Annotated in this window: 23 protein-coding genes; 7 read left to right on the plus strand and 16 right to left on the minus strand. The window is 59.9% G+C overall.

What is annotated here, in order from left to right; translation table 11 throughout:
- Positions 1 to 53 precede the first annotated feature (53 nt).
- Positions 54 to 1,712, plus strand: a complete 1,659-nt coding sequence (locus tag ACR1XY_RS14110; protein WP_480594171.1) for a U32 family peptidase — start codon at positions 54 to 56, stop codon at positions 1,710 to 1,712.
- A 3-nt stretch (positions 1,713 to 1,715) separates the two neighbouring features.
- Here the strand turns inward: ACR1XY_RS14110 and ACR1XY_RS14115 are convergent, their stop codons facing one another.
- From ACR1XY_RS14115 to ACR1XY_RS14135, 5 genes are all read right to left on the minus strand, one after another.
- On the minus strand, positions 1,716 to 2,321 hold the full coding sequence (locus tag ACR1XY_RS14115) for a cytochrome P460 family protein (protein ID WP_480594173.1): 606 nt from the start codon (positions 2,319 to 2,321) through the stop codon (positions 1,716 to 1,718).
- Positions 2,322 to 2,576: 255 nt separating this feature from the next.
- Complete coding sequence (gene rlmN / locus ACR1XY_RS14120) at positions 2,577 to 3,764, minus strand: dual-specificity RNA methyltransferase RlmN (RefSeq protein WP_480594176.1); 1,188 nt, start codon at positions 3,762 to 3,764, stop codon at positions 2,577 to 2,579.
- Positions 3,765 to 3,843: 79 nt separating this feature from the next.
- On the minus strand, positions 3,844 to 4,221 hold the full coding sequence (locus ACR1XY_RS14125; protein ID WP_480594179.1) for a lysozyme inhibitor LprI family protein: 378 nt from the start codon (positions 4,219 to 4,221) through the stop codon (positions 3,844 to 3,846).
- A gap of 130 nt (positions 4,222 to 4,351) precedes the next feature.
- The gene (locus tag ACR1XY_RS14130) at positions 4,352 to 4,519 is read right to left on the minus strand and encodes a hypothetical protein (RefSeq protein WP_480594186.1); all 168 of its coding nucleotides are present in this window, start codon (positions 4,517 to 4,519) and stop codon (positions 4,352 to 4,354) included.
- Between the two features lie 161 nt (positions 4,520 to 4,680).
- Entirely contained in the window at positions 4,681 to 5,214 is a 534-nt protein-coding gene (locus ACR1XY_RS14135) for an invasion associated locus B family protein (protein ID WP_480594191.1), read from the minus strand.
- Positions 5,215 to 5,392: 178 nt separating this feature from the next.
- Here ACR1XY_RS14135 and ACR1XY_RS14140 point away from each other — a divergent pair, with 178 nt between their 5' ends.
- On the plus strand, positions 5,393 to 6,391 hold the full coding sequence (locus tag ACR1XY_RS14140) for an asparaginase (RefSeq protein ID WP_480594193.1): 999 nt from the start codon (positions 5,393 to 5,395) through the stop codon (positions 6,389 to 6,391).
- Between the two features lie 3 nt (positions 6,392 to 6,394).
- Here ACR1XY_RS14140 and ACR1XY_RS14145 read toward each other — a convergent pair whose 3' ends face one another.
- The 8 genes from ACR1XY_RS14145 to hutI form a co-directional block, all read right to left on the minus strand.
- Entirely contained in the window at positions 6,395 to 6,715 is a 321-nt protein-coding gene (locus tag ACR1XY_RS14145; RefSeq protein ID WP_170383832.1) for a YciI family protein, read from the minus strand.
- A 24-nt stretch (positions 6,716 to 6,739) separates the two neighbouring features.
- Positions 6,740 to 7,165 carry an SRPBCC family protein gene (locus tag ACR1XY_RS14150; RefSeq protein ID WP_480594196.1) on the minus strand — a complete coding sequence of 142 codons (426 nt, stop codon included), beginning with the start codon at positions 7,163 to 7,165 and terminating at the stop codon, positions 6,740 to 6,742.
- The gene (locus ACR1XY_RS14155) at positions 7,153 to 7,482 is read right to left on the minus strand and encodes an ArsR/SmtB family transcription factor (protein ID WP_480594199.1); all 330 of its coding nucleotides are present in this window, start codon (positions 7,480 to 7,482) and stop codon (positions 7,153 to 7,155) included. The genes ACR1XY_RS14150 and ACR1XY_RS14155 overlap by 13 nt, the downstream gene beginning before the upstream one ends.
- A 46-nt stretch (positions 7,483 to 7,528) precedes the next feature.
- Positions 7,529 to 8,407, minus strand: a complete 879-nt coding sequence (gene serB / locus ACR1XY_RS14160; protein ID WP_480594202.1) for a phosphoserine phosphatase SerB — start codon at positions 8,405 to 8,407, stop codon at positions 7,529 to 7,531.
- Between the two features lie 69 nt (positions 8,408 to 8,476).
- Positions 8,477 to 10,159 (minus strand): urocanate hydratase, encoded by a 1,683-nt coding sequence (gene hutU, locus ACR1XY_RS14165; protein WP_480594206.1) that lies wholly within the window; start codon positions 10,157 to 10,159, stop codon positions 8,477 to 8,479.
- Positions 10,156 to 10,953 carry an N-formylglutamate deformylase gene (gene hutG, locus ACR1XY_RS14170; protein WP_480594209.1) on the minus strand — a complete coding sequence of 266 codons (798 nt, stop codon included), beginning with the start codon at positions 10,951 to 10,953 and terminating at the stop codon, positions 10,156 to 10,158. Before hutG ends, hutU begins: the two co-directional genes overlap by 4 nt.
- Positions 10,953 to 12,482 carry a histidine ammonia-lyase gene (gene hutH / locus ACR1XY_RS14175; RefSeq protein WP_480594213.1) on the minus strand — a complete coding sequence of 510 codons (1,530 nt, stop codon included), beginning with the start codon at positions 12,480 to 12,482 and terminating at the stop codon, positions 10,953 to 10,955. The genes hutG and hutH overlap by 1 nt, the downstream gene beginning before the upstream one ends.
- The gene (gene hutI, locus ACR1XY_RS14180) at positions 12,479 to 13,687 is read right to left on the minus strand and encodes an imidazolonepropionase (RefSeq protein WP_480594217.1); all 1,209 of its coding nucleotides are present in this window, start codon (positions 13,685 to 13,687) and stop codon (positions 12,479 to 12,481) included. Before hutI ends, hutH begins: the two co-directional genes overlap by 4 nt.
- Positions 13,688 to 13,768: 81 nt before the next feature.
- Between hutI and ACR1XY_RS14185 the strand changes: the two genes are divergently transcribed.
- The 3 genes from ACR1XY_RS14185 to ACR1XY_RS14195 all read left to right on the plus strand — a co-directional run bounded on the left by ACR1XY_RS14185 (position 13,769) and on the right by ACR1XY_RS14195 (position 17,436).
- On the plus strand, positions 13,769 to 15,121 hold the full coding sequence (locus ACR1XY_RS14185) for a formimidoylglutamate deiminase (RefSeq protein WP_480594219.1): 1,353 nt from the start codon (positions 13,769 to 13,771) through the stop codon (positions 15,119 to 15,121).
- A gap of 9 nt (positions 15,122 to 15,130) precedes the next feature.
- Entirely contained in the window at positions 15,131 to 15,835 is a 705-nt protein-coding gene (locus ACR1XY_RS14190) for a GntR family transcriptional regulator (RefSeq protein ID WP_480594225.1), read from the plus strand.
- An 83-nt stretch (positions 15,836 to 15,918) separates the two neighbouring features.
- Positions 15,919 to 17,436 (plus strand): malonate--CoA ligase, encoded by a 1,518-nt coding sequence (locus tag ACR1XY_RS14195; protein ID WP_480594228.1) that lies wholly within the window; start codon positions 15,919 to 15,921, stop codon positions 17,434 to 17,436.
- On the opposite strand, the gene ACR1XY_RS14200 is transcribed toward ACR1XY_RS14195, so the two are convergent.
- From ACR1XY_RS14200 to ACR1XY_RS14210, 3 genes are all read right to left on the minus strand, one after another.
- Positions 17,423 to 18,160 carry a metallophosphoesterase family protein gene (locus ACR1XY_RS14200; RefSeq protein ID WP_480594232.1) on the minus strand — a complete coding sequence of 246 codons (738 nt, stop codon included), beginning with the start codon at positions 18,158 to 18,160 and terminating at the stop codon, positions 17,423 to 17,425. The two genes, ACR1XY_RS14195 and ACR1XY_RS14200, sit on opposite strands and share 14 nt — an antisense overlap.
- Positions 18,161 to 18,277: 117 nt before the next feature.
- Positions 18,278 to 19,873 carry a phosphoglycerate dehydrogenase gene (serA, locus tag ACR1XY_RS14205; RefSeq protein WP_480594236.1) on the minus strand — a complete coding sequence of 532 codons (1,596 nt, stop codon included), beginning with the start codon at positions 19,871 to 19,873 and terminating at the stop codon, positions 18,278 to 18,280.
- Positions 19,874 to 19,932: 59 nt separating this feature from the next.
- Entirely contained in the window at positions 19,933 to 21,087 is a 1,155-nt protein-coding gene (locus ACR1XY_RS14210; protein ID WP_480594238.1) for a phosphoserine transaminase, read from the minus strand.
- 285 nt (positions 21,088 to 21,372) lie between these two features.
- Here ACR1XY_RS14210 and ACR1XY_RS14215 point away from each other — a divergent pair, with 285 nt between their 5' ends.
- Together ACR1XY_RS14215 and ACR1XY_RS14220 are read left to right on the plus strand one after the other, a co-directional pair.
- The gene (locus ACR1XY_RS14215) at positions 21,373 to 21,957 is read left to right on the plus strand and encodes an ANTAR domain-containing response regulator (RefSeq protein ID WP_480594240.1); all 585 of its coding nucleotides are present in this window, start codon (positions 21,373 to 21,375) and stop codon (positions 21,955 to 21,957) included.
- Positions 21,954 to 23,126 carry an ABC transporter substrate-binding protein gene (locus ACR1XY_RS14220; protein WP_480594242.1) on the plus strand — a complete coding sequence of 391 codons (1,173 nt, stop codon included), beginning with the start codon at positions 21,954 to 21,956 and terminating at the stop codon, positions 23,124 to 23,126. The genes ACR1XY_RS14215 and ACR1XY_RS14220 overlap by 4 nt, the downstream gene beginning before the upstream one ends.
- Positions 23,127 to 23,260: the final 134 nt, after the last annotated feature.

Raw genomic sequence — 23,260 nt, forward strand, 5'->3', positions numbered from 1 at the left:
GACTCGGGGTGTTTGCCGTAAAAGGCCCCCTTGATCCAAACCCCGGTATGTCCATGACCCAGTCCAGATCCGAATTGCTGATGCCCGCGGGTAATCTGCGCAAGCTGAAACTCGCCATCCTCTACGGGGCGGATGCGGTGTATCTTGGTACGCCCGACATGTCGCTGCGCACAAAATCCGAGTTTTCGCTGGAAGAGGTGATCGAAGGGGTCGAGTTCTGTCACCAGCATGGTCGGCGCGCTTACCTGACGCTGAACCTGTTTTCGCACAACAAGGACATCCCGAAGCTGGACGAATATATCGACACGGTCCGCAAGGTAAAGCCCGACGGTTTGATCATCGCCGATCCCGGTGTATTCCAATATGTGCGCGAACGCGCGCCCGAATTGCCACTGCATATCTCGACCCAAGCCAATATCTGTTCCTGGCTGTCGGTGAAGTTCTGGCAGGATCAGGGGGCCGAACTGGTGGTTCTGGCCCGCGAGGTTTCCTACCCTGAACTGGTCGAAATCCGCGAGAAATGCCGTGACATCAAGCTTGAGGCCTTTGTTCACGGCGCCATGTGCATGACTTATTCGGGCCGCTGTCTGCTGTCGAATTTCATGGCCGAGCGTGGTGCTAATCAGGGCAACTGTGCCAATTCCTGCCGCTGGAACTATGGCCTGAAGCTGCGCCTCAAGGATGGCACGCGTGAAGAAATCCGAATTACCGAGGAAAATGCCGACCTGTTCGAATTCCTGCTGGAAGAAGGTTGCCGCCCCGGTGATCTGATGCCCATCGAAGAGGATGATCGCGGCTCGTATATCCTGAACTCCCGCGATCTGTGCATCATGCCCAAGCTGGATGAATACCTGAAGATCGGCGTCGACAGCCTCAAGGTCGAAGGGCGCGGCAAGTCCGAGTATTACGCCGCTATCGTCGCGCGGGCCTATCGTATGGCCATTGATGACTATCACGCCGACCCCGAGAGCTGGGACCCGAAACCTTACATGCGCGAACTCGAAACCGTCGGGAACCGTGGCTATACGCTGGCCTTCCACCAAGGGCGCCTGACCAATTATGCGCATGATTACGAACACACGGCCTCGATCGCACAATGGGAATATGCCGGGATCGTCACCGAGGTCACCGAGGACGCGTTTCTGGTCGAGGTGAAGAACAAGCTGGAACCAGGCGACGTGCTGGATTTCGTCTCACCCATCTCGCGCGACACGGTTCTGCTGCGGGTCTATGATTTCGAACGCGCCCATGATGGCGCGCGGCTGGACGTGATGCATGGCAGCACGAAAACCGTCATCCGCCTGCCCTTCTGCCTGTTCGATCACGAAGACATCGACGACTTGCGTGCCCGGTTCCCTGTCTACTCCGTGCTGCGCAAGGAACGCGCACTGACCGACGAACACTGGAGCCGCATCCGCTTTGACAAGCTGGTGCAAGGGCTGGAAACCTCGGGCCGTGACAACCCCAACGCCTATGCCCGCCGCCGCGACGAACTGGTGGAAAAGATCGGCGAGGATGGCAACCAACGCCGGTTCAAGACCAACCGGATCGGTACCGAAGGCTGTTGCGGCAAAGGCTGCAACGGCTGTCTGATCTTCTGGCAGGATGAGAAATACGCGCTGGCCCGAGAGGTCCTGTCGAAACGAAAACAGGGTGAACAACTCAGCCGCCGCGAAGCCACGGCGCTGAAACTGCCCGACGAGGCCGTCTGACGATCAGTTCCCGACGGCGTATTCTTCGGGAACAAAGAACGTGTAGTCCCGATCCGCGACCGCTTCGTGACAGTCATGGCAATAACCGACCGCTGAGGCGCGGAATCCCATCGTGTCACCGAACAAAGACCCGTCCGGCAATACCATGATATAGCGCCAGTCTGCCGTTTCGGGACTGGCACCCTCGGCCAGTTTCTCCATCACGAACAGGGCGCCGGGATGGATGTTGCCCTCATCCGTGACAGTCACGCTGTCCTTGGCCAGCACCGAGCCCTTGGGCAGTTTTTCACCCTCCTGCAAGGTGCCGTAATTATGTGCCATGCGATTGGCATAGGTGTTCACGAAACGCTGGCCATGTGTGGCCGAAATATAGGGCGCATCATTGAACAGCGGCCAGTTCTGGTAGTTCAGCAACTGGTCCAATTGGGCGGCACGGTACCCGCGCGCCATACGTCGTTGCAGCGACTGGTAGACCTGCAACGCCTCGTCTTTGGTCAAATCCGCCGGGTTTTCGATGGCAATATGCGCATTCTCGCCGGTAGACTGTGCAGCGGCATGGGTGGCAAAAACGCCCGAAATCACCAACGCTGCAAGAGAGATCGAATACATTCGTTTTAATCGTAATAACATAGGGATGGCCCACCTGTTTCAAAAGGTTCGCCTGAACGCCGCTCGTCATGCCTGAAAAAAGATAGCGGCCGTGAACAAACACGCCACGACCGGACAGCGGCTTTCACCGCTTTGTGCGCAAGAGTGAAATGCGCCCATCCCGCCTTGACTGCTTAAATATATCAAATTGTGCATTCAAAAAACAGCGGGACAAACATTAATTTATTGTCGCCCATCGCGAGACAATGGTACCGGTCAGTTTTGCAGCCCGGCTTCGGCCTCGATCTGCTTGCGCGATTTGCGGGCGCGCTCGGTGGCCGATTTCAGCTGACCACAGGCCGCCATGATATCCTCGCCGCGGGTTTTACGGATCGGCGAGGCATAGCCCGCCTGATAGATGATGTTTGCAAAGGCCCGGATACGGTTGTTCGAGCTGCGCTTGTACGGCGCGCCCGGCCATTCGTTGAATGGGATCAGGTTGATCTTGGCCGGAATATTGTGGCGCTTGATGTGGTCGATCAGGCGATGCGCATCCTCGTCGCTGTCATTGACGCCATCCAGCATCACGTACTCAAAGGTGATCCGCTCGGAATTCGAGGCTTTGGGATAGCTGGCCAACGCATCCAGCAGTTCTTCGATATTCCAACGCTTGTTGATCGGCACCAGCACATCGCGGGTTTCATCCGTGGTGGCGTGGAAGGAAATCGCCAGCAGACAGCCAATTTCCTCGGCAGTTCGCGCAATCTCAGGCACCACGCCCGAAGTCGACAGGGTAATGCGGCGGCGCGACAGCGAAATTCCCTCGGGGTCCATCGCGATTTTCATCGCATCGCGGACGTTTTCGAAATTATAGAGCGGTTCACCCATGCCCATCAGAACGATATTCGACAGCAGGCGGGTTTCGTCCTTGGGCGCGCCGGGAACCGGCCATTCCTCAAGATCGTCGCGCGCCATCATCACCTGACCGACAATTTCTGCAGCGGTCAGGTTGCGCACCAGTTTCTGCGTACCGGTATGGCAGAAGGAGCAGGTCAGCGTGCATCCCACTTGGGATGAGATACACAGCGTGCCGCGATCTTCTTCGGGGATGTAAACCACCTCGACCTCATGCCCGCCAGCGATGCGGCACAGGTATTTGCGGGTACCATCCTCGGAGACCTGGCGGGTCACAACCTCGGGGATTTCGATGACGAAGTCTTCGGCCAGCTGCGCGCGATAAGCTTTGGCAAGGTTAGTCATCTCGGCAAAGTCGCGCACTCCCCACTGGTAAATCCACTGCCAGATCTGACCTGTGCGCATCTTGGCCTGCTTTTCCGGCGTGCCGTGTTCGATCAGAACCGCGCGCAACTGATCGCGGGTCAGGCCGACAAGGTTTACCTTCCCCTCCGGCAATTTGCGGGGGATGGTCATGACGTCTTGAGTGATCGGCGCATTGGGCGACATGTGGCTATCTCAACGGATTCTGGCTTGGGATGCGCCTCTATATAGGAACATGCGCAAAGATCAAAAGGAATCGTATCGATCAATTGGCAAAGCGCAACAATTCATCCACACGCGCACGCCCCAAACCGACGCGACACGACGTGATCGCGATGCCGGTTCCGGACCCGCCGCCGTACGAGGCGCCGACGGCCTCGCATTGCGCATCCCGGTAACCTTCCCAAGCCAACTGCGCGGCCTTTAGCGCAGGCTGAGCCACCTCACGTCCCGTGACCTCGTCCAGTTCTTTTGCGGCCTGCATGGCAAAGCCGTAGCTTTCCTCCAGCGCCAGATCGACCCGGTCCTCCATCGCACCGACGCAAGAACCGATTTCGACTTGCGATCCCGCCTCCGAACACTCCAACGCAGGGTCCGCCAGAGCCGCGGATGACAAAAGAAATGAAAGCAAGACGTGGCGCATTTTCCGTTCCCGATTAAAGCTTTGTCGGGACCACGATACCACGTCATCGGCGAAGGCCCCAAATAAAGATCGGCCGCACCGACCAAGCCGGTGCGGCCAAATTCAGATTTTCCGGATTAGACGAAACCCCTCAGATGCCCGCGGGCAGGATATCGCAATCCGCAGCATCCAGCGTTTTCACCGGATCTTCCGGGCCGCACTGCTCACCCGATACCGGGTAGGTGTCGGCCTCTTTTTCACAGGCGCTCAGGAACATGGCGGCGGTCATCATGAAGACGACAATAGTTTTGTTCAGCATAGGCAGGCTCCTTCCTTGTCTCTGAACTGATTAGTTCAGAGACGTCGGTCGCTCACTTTGATACGGATCAACTTTTCACGCAGACGTGGCGTCAAGCGGACGTGTTTGCCCAAAGAAAAACCCCGCCGAATGACGGGGTTTCGATTGGCTGCGAATCGCAATCAATTCGCGCAGCGTTTCTGGGCATCCTCAAGTGCCGCGGTGAACCCCAGCAGCGAGAATGTGTCCTTGGTCTGCGTCCCGCGTTCGGACCGGGCCGTCACTACCGCCTCGGTGCCTTTTTTCATGGCCTCGATCACCTTAGGTTCCTGACCTTGCGTCGCAGGCCAGGCCCATTCGCCGTCAGTGATGAACTCAAACTCCTGATCTTCGATCCGGACATTGACCGAAGAACCAGGCGCAAACGGGTATCCGCCGGTAAAGGAAACCTGACCGGCAACGTTTTCACTGGGCCGGAAAACCACAAATAGCAGGATGTCGCTGCGCCGCACCGATACCACGCGCCCACCGCGTGTGTTGACGGTTTCGTCAGGTGTCGCGACGCTCCAACATTCCGTGGGATCTTCTTCGACAAACACGCTCCAATCCGTCTTGGCAGCCACGCGATTGGTGCTGGACGCCTGTTGAGCGATTGCAGTCGTGGCCATGCCTGCCACGCACAGGCCCGCAATCACGCGGACGAGTTTCGATCCCATCTGTCCAGCCTCCTAGCTCGACCTAAACCTCATACCCATCGGAAACGCCTGCGCACCTTGCCGGTTCGTCTGTAAGTTGCGTATTCCGATGATTGTCGACATACACACACTAACGCAGGTTTCGCCACAGGCGAAAGGGCGATTGGCAGAATTTTGCGCATATTTGAGGAGGGGCCCGATGACGCAGCCCGTAGCAATGACAGAACTGTGGCGCGGCCCTTTGCTGGAAAGCCTGCATCTGGGTCACGCGGTGATCTGCGATGACAGCGACCAGATCGTGCAAAGCTGGGGCGATCCGGATGTGACGATCTATCCCCGGTCCTCGGCCAAGATGATTCAGGGGCTGCCGCTGATCACGTCCGGAGCAGCCGCGAAATACGGGCTGAACAGCGAGCATCTGGCACTGGCCTGCGCCTCGCATAACGGCGCGCATATCCATACCGACCGCGTGACCGCCTGGCTGGACCATCTGGGCCTGACGGAACATGATCTGCGCTGCGGCCCTCAGGAACCGCAGGACATGGCCGCGCGCGACGGGCTGATTCTGGCCGATGACACCCCCTGCCAGATTCACAACAACTGCTCGGGCAAGCATTGTGGATTCCTGACCGTGACACAGCATATGGGCGCAGGGCCGGAGTATCTGGAAATCGATCACCCCGTGCAGCAAGCCTGCCTGTCAGCTCTTGAGGAAACCACCGGAGAGACCAGCCCGGCCTATGGTATCGATGGCTGTTCAGCGCCGAACTTTGCTACTTCGCTGTTGGGGCTGGCTCGGTCGATGGCGTGGTTTGCATCGGCCGCTGACCGGTCGGACCGGGCCAGCGATGCGGCAGGGCAACTGACCGCTGCGATGATCAAGCACCCGGAACTGGTGGCTGGTGAAAACCGGGCCTGCACCGAGCTGATGCGCGCCATGGAGGGCCGCGCCGCGATCAAGACCGGAGCCGAGGCCGTTTTCGTTGCCGTCATCCCGGAAAAGCGCATGGGCGTGGCGCTGAAGATCACCGATGGCACCACCCGCGCCAGCGAATGCGCCATCGCGGCCATTCTGGTGCATTTGGGAGTGCTTGAGGCCGAACACCCGGCCACCCGTAATTTCATGAACGCCATCCAATACAGCCGTCGTGGGCTGGAATGCGGCGTAATCCGCCCTGCGCCGGGGTTCCCAGGCTAAAGGTCACATCTCGATCGGATGCACCTCGGCCACTTCGACCGAGCCTGTTCCGCTCACCACCATGGGGCAGCCCTTGGCCATCTCGGTCGCGGCATCGATGCTGTCGGCCTTAATGACGGTAAAGCCCGACGCCGGGTTGGCGCCGCCATTGTCGACAACGCCACCGGAACTGACCGTATAGGACTGGCCCACCGGATTGCCAGGGATGTCCAGCGCGTCGCCCATGTTCTGGAACCAGGCGCCCCAGGCGGCCATGGTGGCTTCGATTTCGGCAGGATCGGTTGGGGTGTGACCGCCGTGATAGACAAACAAGAATTGAGGCATTTCTCTTCCTCCCTGATGAAATTCTTAGAATTGTGCTTCCAGCTTGCGTAGCGACGAGGTCCAGCCTTGGTTATGGTTGGCCGCGATTTCATCGTCACCCAATTCACGGTGATCGAGAATCAAGCGTGCGCCATCACCAGACGGTTCGACCGTCAGCGTCACATGGCTTTCGGCACCGCGCTGATCCTGATCGTCATGCCAGCCCCATGTGAACCCCACCGAGTTGGGCGGATCGACATGAGTAACCTGCCCCGAGACCTTGTATTGCTGACCCTCGGCATTCTGCATGACCGAATACCACGGCCCAAGGCGCGAGAAGTCCAGATCATGCTCGGGCACATGCATCCCTTCCGGCCCCCACCATTGCAACAGCTTTGCGCCATCGCTGATCCAGGCAAACAGGTTTTCCGGGGTGGTGGGGAACTCTCGTTCCAGTCTCAGGTCGGCCATGAATTCTCCCTTTCAATCAATTCGTTCAAACGGTCGAGGCTGGATTCCCAGAATTGCCGTTTAGAGATGGTCCATTCGGCAATCGCCCGCAGCCCCTCGGACTGGATGGAATACATCCGCTGGCTGCCTTGCACCCGTTGCTGCACGAGGCCGGCCTCGCGCAGAACCTTCAGATGGCGCGAAATCGCGGCGCCGGACATGCCACGCCCTTCGATCAGGTCACCGGCGGGCAACTCGCCATCCTGCATCAACTGCTCGACGATCGAGAATCGCGTGGCATCGGACAAGGCCGAAAATGCGGTCAGGAGTGTGTTCATGACCACCGTTTAACATTTATGTTAAATAAATGGAAGACCCTTGCGGTCAAACGTCCGCAAAGGCCGCTCGGGAATACCCCTGCAGAAACAGCAACGCCGTCAGATCCCCGTAATTGACCCGGATGTCGCATTGCTGCGAGACCGAAGGCTTGGCATGCAGCGCCACCCCGGTTCCTGCCCGACCCAACATGCCCAGATCGTTGGCACCATCACCGACGGCCAGCACATCGGCCTCGGAAAGGCCCAGCCGTTTGGTGATCTGTTCCAACGCATCCACCTTGGCCTGTTTGCCCAAAATCGGGCGCTGTACATCGCCGGTCAGCTTGCCGTTCTCTGCCAGCAGCGTGTTGGCTCGGTTTTCGTCAAAACCCAGCTGCTCGGCCACTTTGGCGGTGAATGCCGTGAACCCGCCTGAGACCAAGGCCGCATAGCCGCCGTTCATACGCATGGTAGCAACCAGCTCCGCCCCGCCCGGCATCAGCGTGATGCGTTCCTCCAGCACCTTTTCGATCACTGCCTCGTCCAACCCCTTCAGCAGGCCGACCCGTTCAATCAGTGCGCCCTCGAAATCCAGCTCGCCATTCATGGCCCGCGCGGTGATCTCTTTTACTCGGTCACCGACGCCGGCTTCATCGGCCAGTTCGTCTATACATTCCTGCCGGATCATGGTGCTGTCCATATCGGCCAGCAGCATCAGTTTACGACGCTTGCCAAACGGCTGCACGATCAAGTCGACCTCCAACAACTGCAGCTCGGCCCAAACCGCCTCTTGATTGTCGGTCTGTTCGGGAAACCTGAATTCGGCCGCCTCGTTCTCGCTCAGCCAGACCGGTTCAGAACCTCCCCAGGCATTGCAGAGCGTCTCGACCACGGCCTCGTCAAGCTTTGGCGTATTCGGGTTGGTCAACAGTGTGGCTACGTACATGGTCGGTCTCCTGCAGGCACTTCTGCGCATATCGCACAGACGACCAATTCACCAGAGACCTTGTTACGCCTAGCCCAGTATGCCGGGAAGGCGCAGACCATGTTCGCGGGCGCAGTCCTTTGCGATGTCATACCCTGCATCTGCATGTCGCCACACGCCCGAAGCCGGATCGTTCCACAGGACACGCTCCAGCCGTCTGGCGGCGTCCTCGGTGCCGTCGGCGCAGATTACTACGCCCGCGTGTTGGCTGAACCCCATTCCGACCCCTCCGCCGTGGTGCAAAGACACCCAGGTCGCGCCGCTGGCGGTATTGATCAGCGCGTTCAGCAAAGGCCAGTCGGACACCGCGTCCGAGCCGTCCAGCATCGCCTCGGTCTCGCGGTTGGGGCTGGCGACCGAGCCGCTGTCCAAATGGTCGCGACCAATGACAACGGGTGCTTTCAGTTCGCCATTTGCGACCATCTCGTTGAAGGCCAGCCCGGCACGGTGACGATCACCCAGCCCGATCCAGCAGATACGCGCTGGCAGGCCCTGAAACGCGATTCGCTCCTGCGCCATGTCGAGCCATCGGTGCAGGTGCTCGTTCTCGGGGAACAGCTCCTTCATCTTGGCGTCGGTCTTGTAGATATCCTCAGGGTCACCTGACAACGCACACCAGCGAAACGGGCCAATCCCCTTGCAGAACAGCGGGCGGATATAGGCCGGAACAAAGCCGGGGAAGGCAAAAGCATTCTCAAGCCCTTCATCCCGCGCCACTTGGCGGATGTTGTTGCCGTAATCCAGTGTCGGAACGCCCGCATTCCAGAAATCAACCATCGCAGCTACGTGCTGTTTCATTGAGGCACGGGCGGCTTTTTCTACTGATTTAGGATCTGTTTCACGCTTCTCGCGCCACTCTCCCATGGTCCAGCCCAACGGCAGGTAACCGTTTATCGGATCATGCGCGCTGGTCTGGTCGGTGACGATATCCGGGCGCATCCCGCCGTCGGCCATGCGGCGGTAGATCTCGGGGAAAACTTTGGCGGCATTGCCCAGCAGACCCACGGACTTCGCCTCGCCCGCCTTGGTCCAACGGTCAATCATGGCCAACGCTTCGTCCAAACTTTCCGCCTTTTCGTCGAGATACTTGGTGCGCAGGCGGAAATCGATGCTGTCCGGGTTGCATTCGACCGCCAGACAGCAAGCCCCGGCAAACACGGCGGCCAGCGGCTGCGCGCCGCCCATGCCACCCAAGCCGCCAGTCAGAATCCACTTGCCAGTCAGGTCGCCGCCATAATGCTGGCGTCCGGCCTCGGCAAAGGTCTCGTAGGTGCCCTGAACGATGCCCTGCGTACCGATATAAATCCACGAGCCAGCGGTCATCTGGCCATACATCATCAGGCCTTTCTTATCGAGCTCGTTAAAATGGTCCCAGGTTGCCCAGTGAGGCACCAGGTTAGAATTGGCGATCAGCACCCGTGGCGCGTCTTTGTGCGTTCGGATGATCGCCACGGGTTTGCCGGACTGAACGATGAGGGTCTCATCCCCCTCCAAATCCTTCAAACCGGCTACGATAGTATCGAAATCCTTCCACGTCCGGGCCGCGCGACCGATGCCACCATAGACCACCAGCTCATGCGGGTTTTCGGCCACATCGGGGTGCAGGTTGTTCATCAGCATCCGCAGCGGGGCCTCTGTCATCCAGCTCTTGGCATTCAGCTCGGGGCCGGTCGGCGGAAAGATATCGCGGGTGTTCTTGCGAGGGTCGGTCATTGCGTAAGCTCCAATGCGGTGTCTTGGATGGCATCCAGAATATCGCGCAACCAGCGGCGCAGGCGGTCGGCTTTGGCGGCGTCATAGCTCCACGGGGCAGTCTCGGTGGACAGGTAGGTGGACTGCGCCAGTTCCATCTGAATGGCATGTATTCCGTCAGCCGGGCGACCATAGTGACGCGTGGTCCACCCACCGCGAAATCGACCATTCAGGATGGTGCTATAGGGCGATGAATTCGCGAATTCATTTGAAATAGACTCAATTTTCGACGCACAAGTTGCGCCGCCATCCGTTCCGATGTTCATATCCGGCAACGTGCCTTCAAACAGGTACGGAATGCGGCTGCGGATCGAATGGCAATCGAACAGTACCGCCACACCATGACGGTCGCGCACGCGCTGCAGTTCCTCGGCAAGCGCCGCGTGATAAGGCGCGTGATAGGCCTGCCGCCGTAGTTCGATCTCATCGACTGAAGGTTCCTGGCCATCCATCCAGATCGGGTGCCCGTCGAAATCGGTCAGAGGCACCAGCGTCGTCGTGTTCTGGCCGGGGTAAAGCGACACCCCTTCGGGATCGCGATTGGCATCGATGACATAGCGATGGATATAGGATTGTACCACCGTAGCGCCGCGCAAAAGCCCTTCATAGAGCCTGTTAATGTGCCAATCCGTGTCCGCCAGCTCGTGCCCTGTTTCATTGAGACGCGCCGCAATGCCATCCGGCACGAAAGTCCCGCCATGGGGTTGGCCCAGAACTATTGGGCAGTCCCCGCGCTGTACGCTGACCACCTGCATTACGCGAGCTCCGGCATTGCGGTGCCCACGGCGTGGAGGATCGCGCCCTCGGTCACCAGCTGTTTTGCGATCTCCAATTCGGGCGCCAGATAGCGATCTTCGGTCAGCGCAGGGATATCGGCTCGTAGTCGGGCGACCACCTGTTGCAGGGGGTCGCTGGTGCTCAGCGGCAGGCGGATTTCAACCCCTTGCGCAGCACAAAGAAGTTCGACCCCCAGAATGTAGGTCAGGTTCTCGACCATCCGGGTCAGGCGTCGCGCGCCATGTGCGGCCATCGAAACGTGATCCTCCTGATTGGCTGAGGTCGGGGTACTGTCAGTCACGCAGGGGTTAGCGAGGTGCTTGTTCTCGCTCATCAACGCGGCCGTGGTGACCTCAGCGATCATCAGACCGGAATTCAACCCCGGATCGGGGGTCAGGAAAGGCGGCAGATCAAAGCTGAGCGCCGGGTCCACCATCAGTGCGATGCGGCGCTGGGCGATGGCCCCGATCTCGGACACGGCCAACGCGATCATGTCGGCGGCGAATCCGACGGGTTCGGCATGAAAGTTGCCGCCCGACACAATCCCGTCTTCCAAAACCAGCGGGTTGTCGGTGGCGGCGTTTGCCTCGATCTCAAGCGTCGCGGCGGCCTGCCGCATCACATCCATGGCCGCACCGGTGACCTGCGGTTGGCAGCGGATGCAATATGGGTCCTGCACACGGGTGTCGCCTTCCCGGTGACTTTCCCGGATTTCCGACCCCTCCAGCACAGCACGCATGGCACCGGCAGCCTCGGTCTGGCCGCGGTGGCCACGCAGAGTGTGAATTTCCGGTCGCAGAGGCGCAGTGGACCCCATGATCGCATCGGTCGACAGGGCCGAAATGACCAGCGCACTTTGCGCCGCGCGCCAGGCTTCGAACAGGCCTGCCAAAGCGAAGGCGGTCGAAAACTGCGTACCGTTAATGAAGGCCAGGCCTTCTTTCGGGCCCAGCTGAATAGGCTCTAATCCAGCGATTTCCAGTGCCTGAGCACCCGGCAGGATGGCGCCGTTCACCTCGGCCTCGCCTTCTCCGATGATCACGGCAGTCATGTGGGCCAGCGGTGCCAGATCCCCCGACGCGCCCACGGACCCTTGCGCCGGGATCACCGGCGTAACGCCACGAGCCAACATCTGTTGCAAGAGCTCGATCAACTCCCACCGCACGCCCGAGGCGCCGCGGCCAAAGGACAACAGCTTGAGCGTCATCATCAGCCGGGCCACCCGGCGGGGCACGGCAGGGCCGACACCGCAGCAGTGGCTGAGGATCAGGTTACGCTGCAGGGTGGAAGTATCCTGTGGCGCAATCTTGTGGCTGGCCAGTTTGCCGAAACCGGTATTGACGCCATAGACAGGCGCATCGCCCTGAGCGGCGGCCTGAATGCGCCGCGCCGCCGCCTCGACAGCGGGTCTGCACTCTGGTTCCAGCACGGCTGCGTTCTGATCCCAATAGACCTGGGCCAATTGTGCCAACGAGACTTGCCCAGGTTGTAAAGACAGGAGAGTCATTCCAGCCCTCCAGAAATCCGCTTGTGCAGAGGGTTGAAGCCAATGCGGTAAGACAGCTCGGCCGGATGCGCGACGTCCCAAACCGCCAGATCCGCCCTTTGGCCCTTTGCGATGGTGCCTGCATCGCTGATCCCCAACGCGCGCGCAGCATTGCGCGTAACGCCCGCCAATGCTTCCTCGGGGGTCAGACGGAACAAGGAGCAGCCCATGTTCATCGTCAGCAGCAGCGATGTCAGAGGCGAGGAACCGGGGTTGCAATCGGTCGCCAGCGCCATCGGTACTTTGTGCTGCCGCAACAGATCAATCGGAGGCACCTGCGTTTCGCGCAGCGTATAAAACGCGCCCGGCAGCAGCACTGCCGCGGTGCCTGCGCGGGCCATGGCTATCACGCCCTCGGTGTCCAGATATTCTATGTGATCCGCCGACAAAGCCCCGTAAGAGGCCGCAAGCCGGGCACCGCCCAGATCGGACAGTTGTTCAGCATGCAGCTTCACCGGCAGACCCAGTTCCTGCGCCACATCGAAAACCTTCGCGATCTGGGCGGGGGTGAAGGCGATCCCTTCGCAGAACCCGTCAACCGCGTCCACCAGCCCCTCGGCATGGGCCGCGCGCAGGGTTGGGATGCAGACCTCTTGGATGTAATCATCAGCCCGATCGGTGTATTCGGGGGGCACCGCATGGGCACCCAGAAAACTGTTTCTGATCCGCACCGGGCGGGTTTCGCCGATCCGACGAGCCACGCGCAGCATCTTTAGTTCCGTATCCTCGTCCAGCCCATAGCCGGACTTGACCTCGAGGGTACAGACACCCTCGGCAAGCAATGCATCCACGCGGGTCAGAGCATCAGTGAGCAGCCCCTCTTCGCTTGCCGACCGCGTGGCGTTGACCGTGGACAGGATACCACCGCCTGCGCGCGCGATTTCCTCATACGAGGCACCGTTCAGGCGCATCTCGAACTCGGTCGCCCGGTTGCCTCCAAACACCACATGGGTATGCGCATCAATCAGGGCCGGCGTGATCAGGCGCGCGCCGAAATTTTCAACCGGCCAGCCGGTGTATTCGGTTGGCAAGGCCTGTCGCTCTCCTGCCCAAAGGATATATGCGCCATCAACGACGATCGCCGCGTCTAGGCATAGCCCATAGGGCGTGTCGTCCTCTGACATCGTGGCCATCGCGGCGCTGGTTAGAACCGATTTTCTAGTCATGGCGATTCTTTTCGGCTCCCCTCTTGTTTGATTTTTTCGTATATGTGTAAAAGTATAAAGTCTACACAAAATGGAAACGGAATGCTGATCCACGCCAAAACATCCCTTTTAGGCTATGAATGGGTTCACGATGTGCGGATCGAGATCGATCAGGGGCGCATCCGGCGCATACAGACACAGGCCACTGCACTGGACGGGGACTTGCGGGTAAATGTCCTGTTGCCTGCCTTGGGAAACCTGCACAGCCATGCCTTTCAGCGGGCTATGGCGGGAATGACTGAAACCCGCGCCGCCGGGCGCGAGAGTTTCTGGACCTGGCGCAACCTGATGTACCGCTTTCTGGACCGCCTTAAGCCGGACCAGATCGAAGCCATCGCTGCGTTGGTATTCATGGAGATGCAGGAAGCCGGATATGCCTCTGTCGGTGAGTTCCATTATGTCCATCACCAACCCGGCGGCACACCGTATGACCAGTTGACGGAACTCAGCCAGCGCATCTTTGCCGCCGCGCAACATACCGGGATAGGACTGACCCATCTGCCTGTGCTCTACACCTACGGCGGCGTCAAACAGGAGGCCCTCTCGGGCGGGCAGTTGCGCTTTGGCAATGATGTGGACCGGTTTCTGAGATTGGTCGATGAATGTCGCACAACGCTGCCAAATACAGACTCTAAACTCGGGATTGCTCCGCATTCACTACGCGCGACTTCTCCGTCGAATCTGACCGAGGTGTTAAGGGCCACATCCGATGTGCCTGTGCATATCCACATCGCCGAACAGGTGCAGGAGGTCACCGATGTGCAGGCGGAGCTGGGCCAGCGCCCCGTGGCCTGGTTGCTGGACAATGTGCCGGTCGATGCGCGGTGGTGTCTGATCCATGCGACACACATGACCGATACCGAAACCGTTGCCTTGGCCCGGTCTGGAGCCGTCGCTGGCCTGTGCCCGGTCACCGAGGCAAATCTGGGCGACGGTATCTTCAACGGCGCAAAATACGCCGCTGAAGGCGGGCGCTTTGGTGTCGGATCAGACTCTAATGTGCGCATTTCTCTGCCAGAAGAACTGCGAACACTGGAGTATTCTCAGCGTTTGCGCGACCAACAGCGCGTTGTTCTGGCGAGCGAAGGCTCGGTCGGTCACGCGCTTTACACCAAGGCAGCGCTGGGCGGTGCGCAAGCCCTTGGCCGCGACGCGGGCGAGATTGCCCAGGGTAAGCTGGCCGATTTAGTTGCTGTTGACCGAAGCCACCCGACCCTTTGCGCACTCAGCGATGATCAATTGCTGGACGGGCTGTGCTTCGCCGCACCCGATGGGCTTGTCACTGATCTGTGGTCCGCCGGGCGGCATATGGTGAAACAGGGCCGCCACGTCGCGCGCGATCAGATCATCGACGCTTACCGATCCGCAATTGCGGACCTGTTAGCCTCGGTTTAAAGCTGCGCCATGCCTCAGCCAAACGACACCACCAGTTACAAAGACATCAAGCAAACCGTGCTGGCGCGCATCCGGTCAGGCATATGGCAGCCGGAATCGCTGCTGCCCAATGAACAGGAACTGGCTGTCGAGTTCTCCTGCACGCGCACCACGGTCAACCGGGCCCTTCGGGAACTGGCGGATGAAGGCTATCTGGAGCGTCGCCGCAAAGCCGGAACCCGCGTTCTGAGCGCCCCTCAGCGGCAAGCACGATTCACCATCCCCATGGTACGGGATGAGGTCGAGGCATTGGGCGGCACCTATCGCTATGCGCTGGTTTCCTCCAGTTCAGAGACTGCACCGGAGTGGCTCTGTGCCCGTCTGGCTTTGAACCCAGGACAAACCGTGGTGCATGTGCGCTGTATGCATTTCAACGGCAACACCCCGTTTCAGTACGAGGACCGCTGGATCGTCACCGCCTCGGTCCCGCAGGTGGAGCAGGCGGATTTCTCGCAGATCGGTCCGAATGAATGGCTGATCCAGACGGTGCCCTTCACTAATGTCGAGCTGAGCTTTCTTGCCAGCCGCGCCGATGCAACGGTCGCCGGGTTTCTGGACGTCCCCGAGAGCGAGCCGGTCTTTACCGGTGAGCGGATCACCTGGCTGCAGGGGGAACCGGTGACCTTCGCCAAGATGTTCTTTGCCGCTGGCTACCGGATGACCACGGAATTCTGATCCCCGTCCGGTTTTCCGCTTTACCGCCCCGCCAATCCGGGACAGATTCGTATCGGATCGAGCAGGCGCAAAGGAACGACGATATGGGCAACCCGCTTTATGATCGGCTGTTTGGCATTCACGCGGGCAAGGACACCCCGTTCCTGCATCTGCCCGATGGCCAGACCCTGACCCATGCTGCCTTTCTGGACATGGTCGCGCAGATCGCCAATGCCCTCACCGGATATGAACTGGAACCCGGCGAACGGGTTGCCGTGCAGGTTGAGAAATCGCCAGAAGCACTGGCGCTTTATGCCGCCTGCGCGCAGACAGGGCTGATCTTTTTGCCACTGAATACCGGCTACACCACAGCCGAGCTGCAGTATTTCATCGAAAACAGTGGTGCCAAGCTGGTCGTCTGCGACGATGCAAAAGCCGAAGGTCTCGCTCCCATCGCGACAGCTCAAAACGCAAGGTTAGAGACGCTGAATGCCGACGGTACGGGCAGTTTGATGCGGCGTTCTTTGGGCATGTTGCCCGCGTTCGAGCCTGTCCGCCGGACCGAGGACGATCTGGCCGCGTTCCTCTATACCTCGGGCACCACCGGGCGATCCAAGGGCGCGATGCTGACGCAGGCCAACCTGTTGTCGAACGCCGAGACGCTGGTGCAGGAATGGCAGTTCACGCGGAGCGATGTATTGTTACACGCCTTGCCGATCTTTCACACCCATGGGCTGTTTGTGGCGACCAATGTGGTGCTGGCCTCGGGCGGGTCAATGATCTTTCTGCCGAAATTCGACCTTGAGGACATGCTGCGCCTGATGCCGCAGGCCACTTCGATGATGGGCGTGCCGACCTTTTACACCCGTCTGCTGGAGGACGACCGGTTTACTGGCGATCTGGCGCGGCATATGCGGCTGTTCATCTCGGGCTCGGCCCCGTTGCTGGCCGAGACCCATGAGCGGTTTCAGGACCGCACCGGTCACCGTATCCTTGAACGATATGGCATGACCGAAACCAACATGAGCACGTCGAACCCTTATGACGGCGAGCGTCGCGCGGGCACGGTTGGCTTTCCCCTGCCGGATGTCGACCTGAAGGTGACCGATCCCGACACCGGCGAGGTACTGCCGCAAGGGCAGATTGGCATGATCGAGGTACGTGGTCCCAACGTTTTCCAAGGTTATTGGCAGATGCCCGAGAAAACCGCCGCCGAACTACGCGAGGACGGGTTCTTTATCACCGGCGATCTGGGGCGTGTGGACGAGGATGGCTATGTCCATATCGTTGGCCGCGGAAAGGACCTGATTATTTCGGGCGGTTACAACATCTATCCCAAAGAGGTCGAACTGGTATTGGATGACCAGCCCGGCGTGCTGGAAAGCGCGGTGATCGGCGTGCCGCACCCGGATTTCGGTGAAACCCCTGTGGGCATTCTGGTGCCAGAGCCAGGACAGGCCCCTGACCCCGAGGCCATTCTGACAAATGTGCGGGACGCTTTGGCGCGGTTCAAACATCCGCGCAAGCTGATCTTGCTGGATGAACTGCCGCGCAACACCATGGGAAAAGTGCAGAAAAATGTCCTGCGCGAGGACTACAAGGACCTGTTCACCAAGGATTAGAGGTCAGCGGCACCCGCCCGGCCTCGTTCAGCAGCCAGCAGTCGCGACCTTCGAACACCGCCGTGGCCAGTGGTCGGCCATAGCCTGCGCCCGCGTCCAGATTGACCCGAATGCCGCAATGCTCGGCCCGGTCCACCGGAGTGTGTCCATGCACCACCAGCCACGGATGCGGGCCGGGATCGCGCAGGAACTCGTGACGTATCCAGACCAGATCGTCTTCGGCCTGTTGCCCTAAGGGGATGCCGGGGCGGATGCCGGCGTGGACGAACAGCAGCTCCCCTTCCTGATGATACAGGGGCAGCGCATTGATAAAGTCGATATGTGCGGGCGGCACCACGGCGCAGGCGTATTCATTGACCTGAAAGATGCGGTTGTCATCCGCGACCTCAACGCCATAAGAAGCCAGTGTTTCCCGCCCGCCCAGACGCGGGTGAAGCCAACTGAGCGTGATCGGCAGCCGATTGTCTGCGATCTCACAGTCTTGCACGAACCGGGCCATCATTCGGTCGTGGTTGCCCTTGAGTATCACCCAGTTCCGGCCCGCACGTTGCCCTTCGATCAGCAGGTCCAAAACACCACGACTGTCGGGGCCGCGATCAACATAGTCCCCCAGAAACACTACGCGCGCATCCGGCCCGCCTTCCTGTTCGATCAGATGCAGCGCATTTTCCAGCATCTCAAGCTGACCGTGAATATCGCCAACGGCATAGATGGGGGAGGTCATGAATAACCCTCGGGCAAAGCGAATACCCTGCTTGTGGCGTGTTTCAGGCCGCCGGAAAAGAAAAAACCCGCGCCATGGGCGGCGCGGGCACGGAGTGTCTCAGAGATTCAACACCGCTCAGGCGACGTCGAATTCCAGCGGCTTGATCTGCGTGAACAGCCCGGTTTCCGCCAGCTTGGCCCGCGCTTCAGCCGGAACCGGTTCATCCACATAAAGCAGCGCGATCGCCTCACCGCCCGCCTCGGACCGGCCGAGGGTAAAGTTGGCGATGTTCACGTTGTTCTCACCCATGGTCTGACCCAGCGCACCAATGATGCCTGGCACGTCTTCATTGGTAGTGTAGAGCATATGGGCGCCCACTTCGGCGTCGATATTGATGCCTTTGATCTGGATGAAACGCGGCTTGCCGTCGCTGAACACGGTGCCACCGATGGAACGCTCACGCTTTTCGGTCACGACGGTCACTTTGATATAACCTTCGAAGGCGCCGGACTTGTCCTGATTGGTGGTCGATATCTTGATCCCGCGCTCTTTGGCCACAACAGGGGCCGAGACCATGTTCACCTCGGGGTTAAACTTTTTCATAATCCCCGCGACCACAGCGCAGTTCAACGCGGCCAGGTTCATTTCAGCAGCCACACCATCATAGAGAATGTTGATCGCCTTGATCGGTTCATCCGTCATCTGACCGATGAAGCTGCCCAGATGACCGGCCAGTTTGATCCACGGTCCCATGACCTTGGCCTCTTCTGCCGTAACGCTGGGCATGTTCAGCGCGTTTTCCACCGCCCCGGTCAGCAGGTAGTTCGAGATCTGCTCGGCCACCTGAAGCGCCACGTTCTCCTGCGCTTCGGTCGTCGCCGCGCCCAGATGCGGCGTGCAAACCACGTTGGGCAGGTTGAAAAGGGCGTTTTCCTTAGCCGGTTCCTCACTGAACACGTCAAAGGCGGCACCTGCAACGCGGCCGGATTGCAGCATTTCGGCCAACGCGACCTCATCGACCAGGCCGCCACGGGCGCAGTTTATGATGCGCACGCCCGGTTTGGTTTTCTCCAGATTCTCACGGCTGAGGATATTGCGGGTCTGGTCCGTCAGCGGAACATGCAGGGTGATGAAGTCGGCGCGCGCTAGAAGCTCATCCAGGTCGACCTTTTTGACGCCCATTTGCGCGGCTTTCTCTTCACCCAGATAGGGATCATAGGCCACGACCTTCATCTTCAGGCCCAGCGCGCGTTCGCAGACGATCCCGCCAATGTTGCCTGCACCAATGACACCAAGAGTCTTGTTGGTCAGCTCAATACCCATGAACTTGGACTTTTCCCATTTGCCCGCATGGGTCGAGGTGCTGGCCTCAGGAATTTGCCGGGCGACGGCGAACATCATCGCAATCGCGTGTTCGGCGGTGGTGATCATGTTGCCGAAAGGCGTGTTCATCACGATCACACCTTTTTTCGATGCCGCTTCCTTGTCGACATTATCGGTGCCGATCCCGGCGCGGCCGATCACTTTCAAATTGTCGGCTTTTTCCAGCAGCGTCGGCGTGACCTTGGTGGCCGAGCGGATGGCAAGGCCATCATACTGACCGATCACCTCGGCCAGCTTGTCCTTGTCCTTGCCCAGATCGGGCAAGAAATCCACATCGATGCCGCGATCACGGAAAATCTGCACGGCGGTTTCGCTGAGCTTGTCAGATACGAGTACTTTAGGGGCCATAGTCTCTGGTCCTTGAATTGTAGAGGAGGTCCGGGCCTGATGTAGCCCGGTGAAAAAGATCAGGCGGCTTCGGTTTGCGCCGCGATTTCTGCTTCGAAGGCCCAGGCCAGCCAGGGTAGCATCGCCTCGATGTCCGAAGTTTCAACCGTGCCGCCGCACCAGATGCGCAGGCCCGCAGGCGCGTCGCGATAAGCCCCGATATCCAGCGCGATGTTTTCGACCTCCAGCCGCTTGGCTACGGCTTTGGCGAATGTCGCGCCGTCCTGAATGCGCGGATCGGTGAATTTCAGGCAAACCGAAGTGTTGGATTGCGTCGCCGCATCCTCGGCCAGATTGGCGATCCAGTCATTCTGATCGCAGAACGCATGCACCGCGCCAGCATTGGCATCCGCTCGGGCGATCAGGCCCTGCAAGCCGCCCACCGAACGCGCCCAATCCAGAGCGAACAGGTAATCTTCGACCGCCAGCATCGAGGGCGTGTTGATCGTCGCACCGGTGAAGATACCGTCGATCAGCTTGCCCCCCTTAGTCAGGCGGAAAATCTTTGGCAGCGGCCATGCAGGTGTGTAGTTTTCCAACCGTTCGACTGCGCGGGGCGACAGGATCAGCATCCCGTGCGCGGCTTCACCGCCCAGCACTTTCTGCCAGCTGAACGTGGTCACATCCAGCTTGTCCCACGGCAGATCCATCGCAAAGGCGGCGCTGGTGGCATCGCAGATCGTCAGACCCTGACGGTCATCGGCGATCCAGTTGCCATTCGGAACCCGCACACCTGAGGTTGTCCCGTTCCAAGTAAACACCACGTCATTAGCGAAATCGACCGAGGCCAGATCGACAATCTGCCCGTAATCGGCGGTTTTCACCTCGGCGTCGATCTTCAGCTGCTTGACCACATCGGTCACCCAGCCGGAACCAAAGCTCTCCCACGCCAGCATCTCTACCTTGCGTTCGCCCAGCAGCGACCACAGGGCCATCTCGACCGCGCCAGTGTCCGAGGCGGGAACGATGCCGATCTTGTAATCTGCCGGAATGCCCAGCACCTCACGTGTGCCTTCGATGGCAGCCTTCAACTTGTCCTTACCGACAGCGGCCCGGTGCGAGCGGCCCAGCGCGGCATCGGCCAATTTGGTCAAATCAAATGTGGGGGGTTTGGCACAGGGCCCCGAGGAAAAACGCGGATTCGCCGGCCGCGTCGCCGGTTGTTCGATAGTCATGTGTATTACCCTTCCAGATACACGCCCCTCGTTGGGGAGGGGTGTCCCACGGACAGAGCTATGGTGCGCGTGCAGCATCAGCAAGCAGAAAAGACGCTTTGATTCCGAAAAACGACATCTCAACGCGTGCCATTCGCGGTCACAAGTTTCCGATAGGCGAAAGATTCACGGATTTCTGACACCTCCTACATCGCGTTTGACTATTTTTTAAGCACCCTCCTTCGAACCCGGTTGGATTAGGGCCCAATCTCTTGAGCTTGGGCATTGAGGCGGTGAAAAGGTGCCATGCCTGACACCCTGACCATTGTCGTAGTTGAAGAAGACCGAGAGCGCGCGATCGCCATCGTTGACGCATTGAAATCATCAGGGTCCTACGATGTACATGTGATCGGAAATGTCTCTAGCCTGGCGCGCAAGATCGCAGCGCTGGTGCCCGATGTGGTGCTGATCGATATCGACAACCCAACCCGCGACATGCTTGAAGAACTGACGCTGGCCTCTGGCCCGCTGGAACGTCCGGTGGCGATGTTCGTGTCGGGTGCGGCGGGAGATCTGGCCTCGACGGCGATTGAGGCCGGGTTGTCGGCCTATGTGGTCGACGGGATGCAGCCCGACCGGTTGAAACCGGTGCTGGACGCCGCCATTGCCCGCTTTCAGATCGTCCGCCAGATGCGCCGCGAATTGGCCGAGACTAAACGCGCGCTGGAAGAACGCAAGGTGATCGACCGCGCCAAGGGGTTGCTGATGAAGGCCCGCGGGATCGAGGAAGAAGAGGCTTACGCCCTGTTGCGCAAGGCGGCGATGGATCAGGGCCGCCGCGTCGCCGACGTGGCCGAGGCGCTGGTCACTGCGTCAGGGTTGTTGTCATGAATACGGTCACCCTGCCCGTCGCCTATGTACCCTTGGTAGATGCCGCCCCGCTGATTGTGGCGCATGAGTTGGGTCTGGCCCGCGCCGAAGGGATTGATCTGGAGCTGGTCGCCGCGCCCTCGTGGTCGTCGGTACGTGACATGCTTGCTTTTGGCCGGGTCGATGCGGCGCATTTGCTGTCACCCGTACCCGTGGCGATGGCGCTGGGGCTGGGCGGGGTGACACAACCCTTGTCCGCCGTCTCGGTCCTGTCGGTGAACGGAGACGTCATCGGCGTCAGTCGCGCATTGGAAACCCGCCTACGCGAGACCGGCTATGATTTCGACTTTCACGATCCGTTCAAGGCCGCCACTGCGCTGGCCTCGGTCGCGGATCGGCCTTTGGTCTTTGGCGTTCCCTTCCCCTTCTCGCTGCATGTGGAACTGCTGCATTGCTGGCTTGAGGCCACAGATCTGTCCGAGGTCGGGGTCGAAGTGCGCACCATCCCGCCCCCCTTGATGGCGCAGGCGCTGGCCGAAGGGGATGTGGATGCGTTCTGTGTGGGTGAGCCCTGGGGCTCGGTCGCGGTGGAATCGCAGGCGGGGGCGTTGTTGCTGCCTGGTCAGGCGATCTGGGCCTTTGCCCCGGAAAAGGTGCTGGCCGTGCGCACCGAATGGGCTGAGACCGAACCGCATCTGTTGGGCAAACTGATGCGGGCTGTCTGGCGGGCCGGGCGCTGGCTGGGCCAGCCGGACAGCCAAACCGCCGCCGCCGAGATATTGGCGCGCGATGCCTATCTGAACCTGCCCTCGGAACTAATCGACCGCGCGCTTTCTGGGCGGTTCACCATCTCTGGGCAGGCAGAACAGCGCGAGGTTCCCGGTTTCCTCGAATTCCATGACGGGGCGGCGAACTTCCCGTGGCGCAGCCAGGCAAAGTGGATCGCTCAGCGTCTGGCAGCGCGGTACGGTCTGGACCCGCATCTGGCGCGGACGCTGGCGAGCCGCGTGTTCCGCAGCGACATCTACCGCGATCAGATGACCGATATCGGGGCCGACCTGCCCGGCGCGTCTGAAAAGCTCGAAGGCGCGATTCGGGAAACCACCCCTGTTGCCTCGCATAAAGGGCAATTGTCGCTGAAACGGGACGCGTTTCTGGACGGGCGCATTTTTGACCCTCAGGGTATCTGACGCCTAAAAAATAGGCACAGTCCGACGGCAAATCGAGCAATCGCAGAAAATCATGCCGCATTGCAGCAAAACTGCTTGAACCGTGACCCGGTTTTTTCGAATCTGACCTCAACGGCACGCAATGGCGTGTGTCG

This window comes from Ruegeria sp. AD11(2025) (assembly GCF_056542405.1).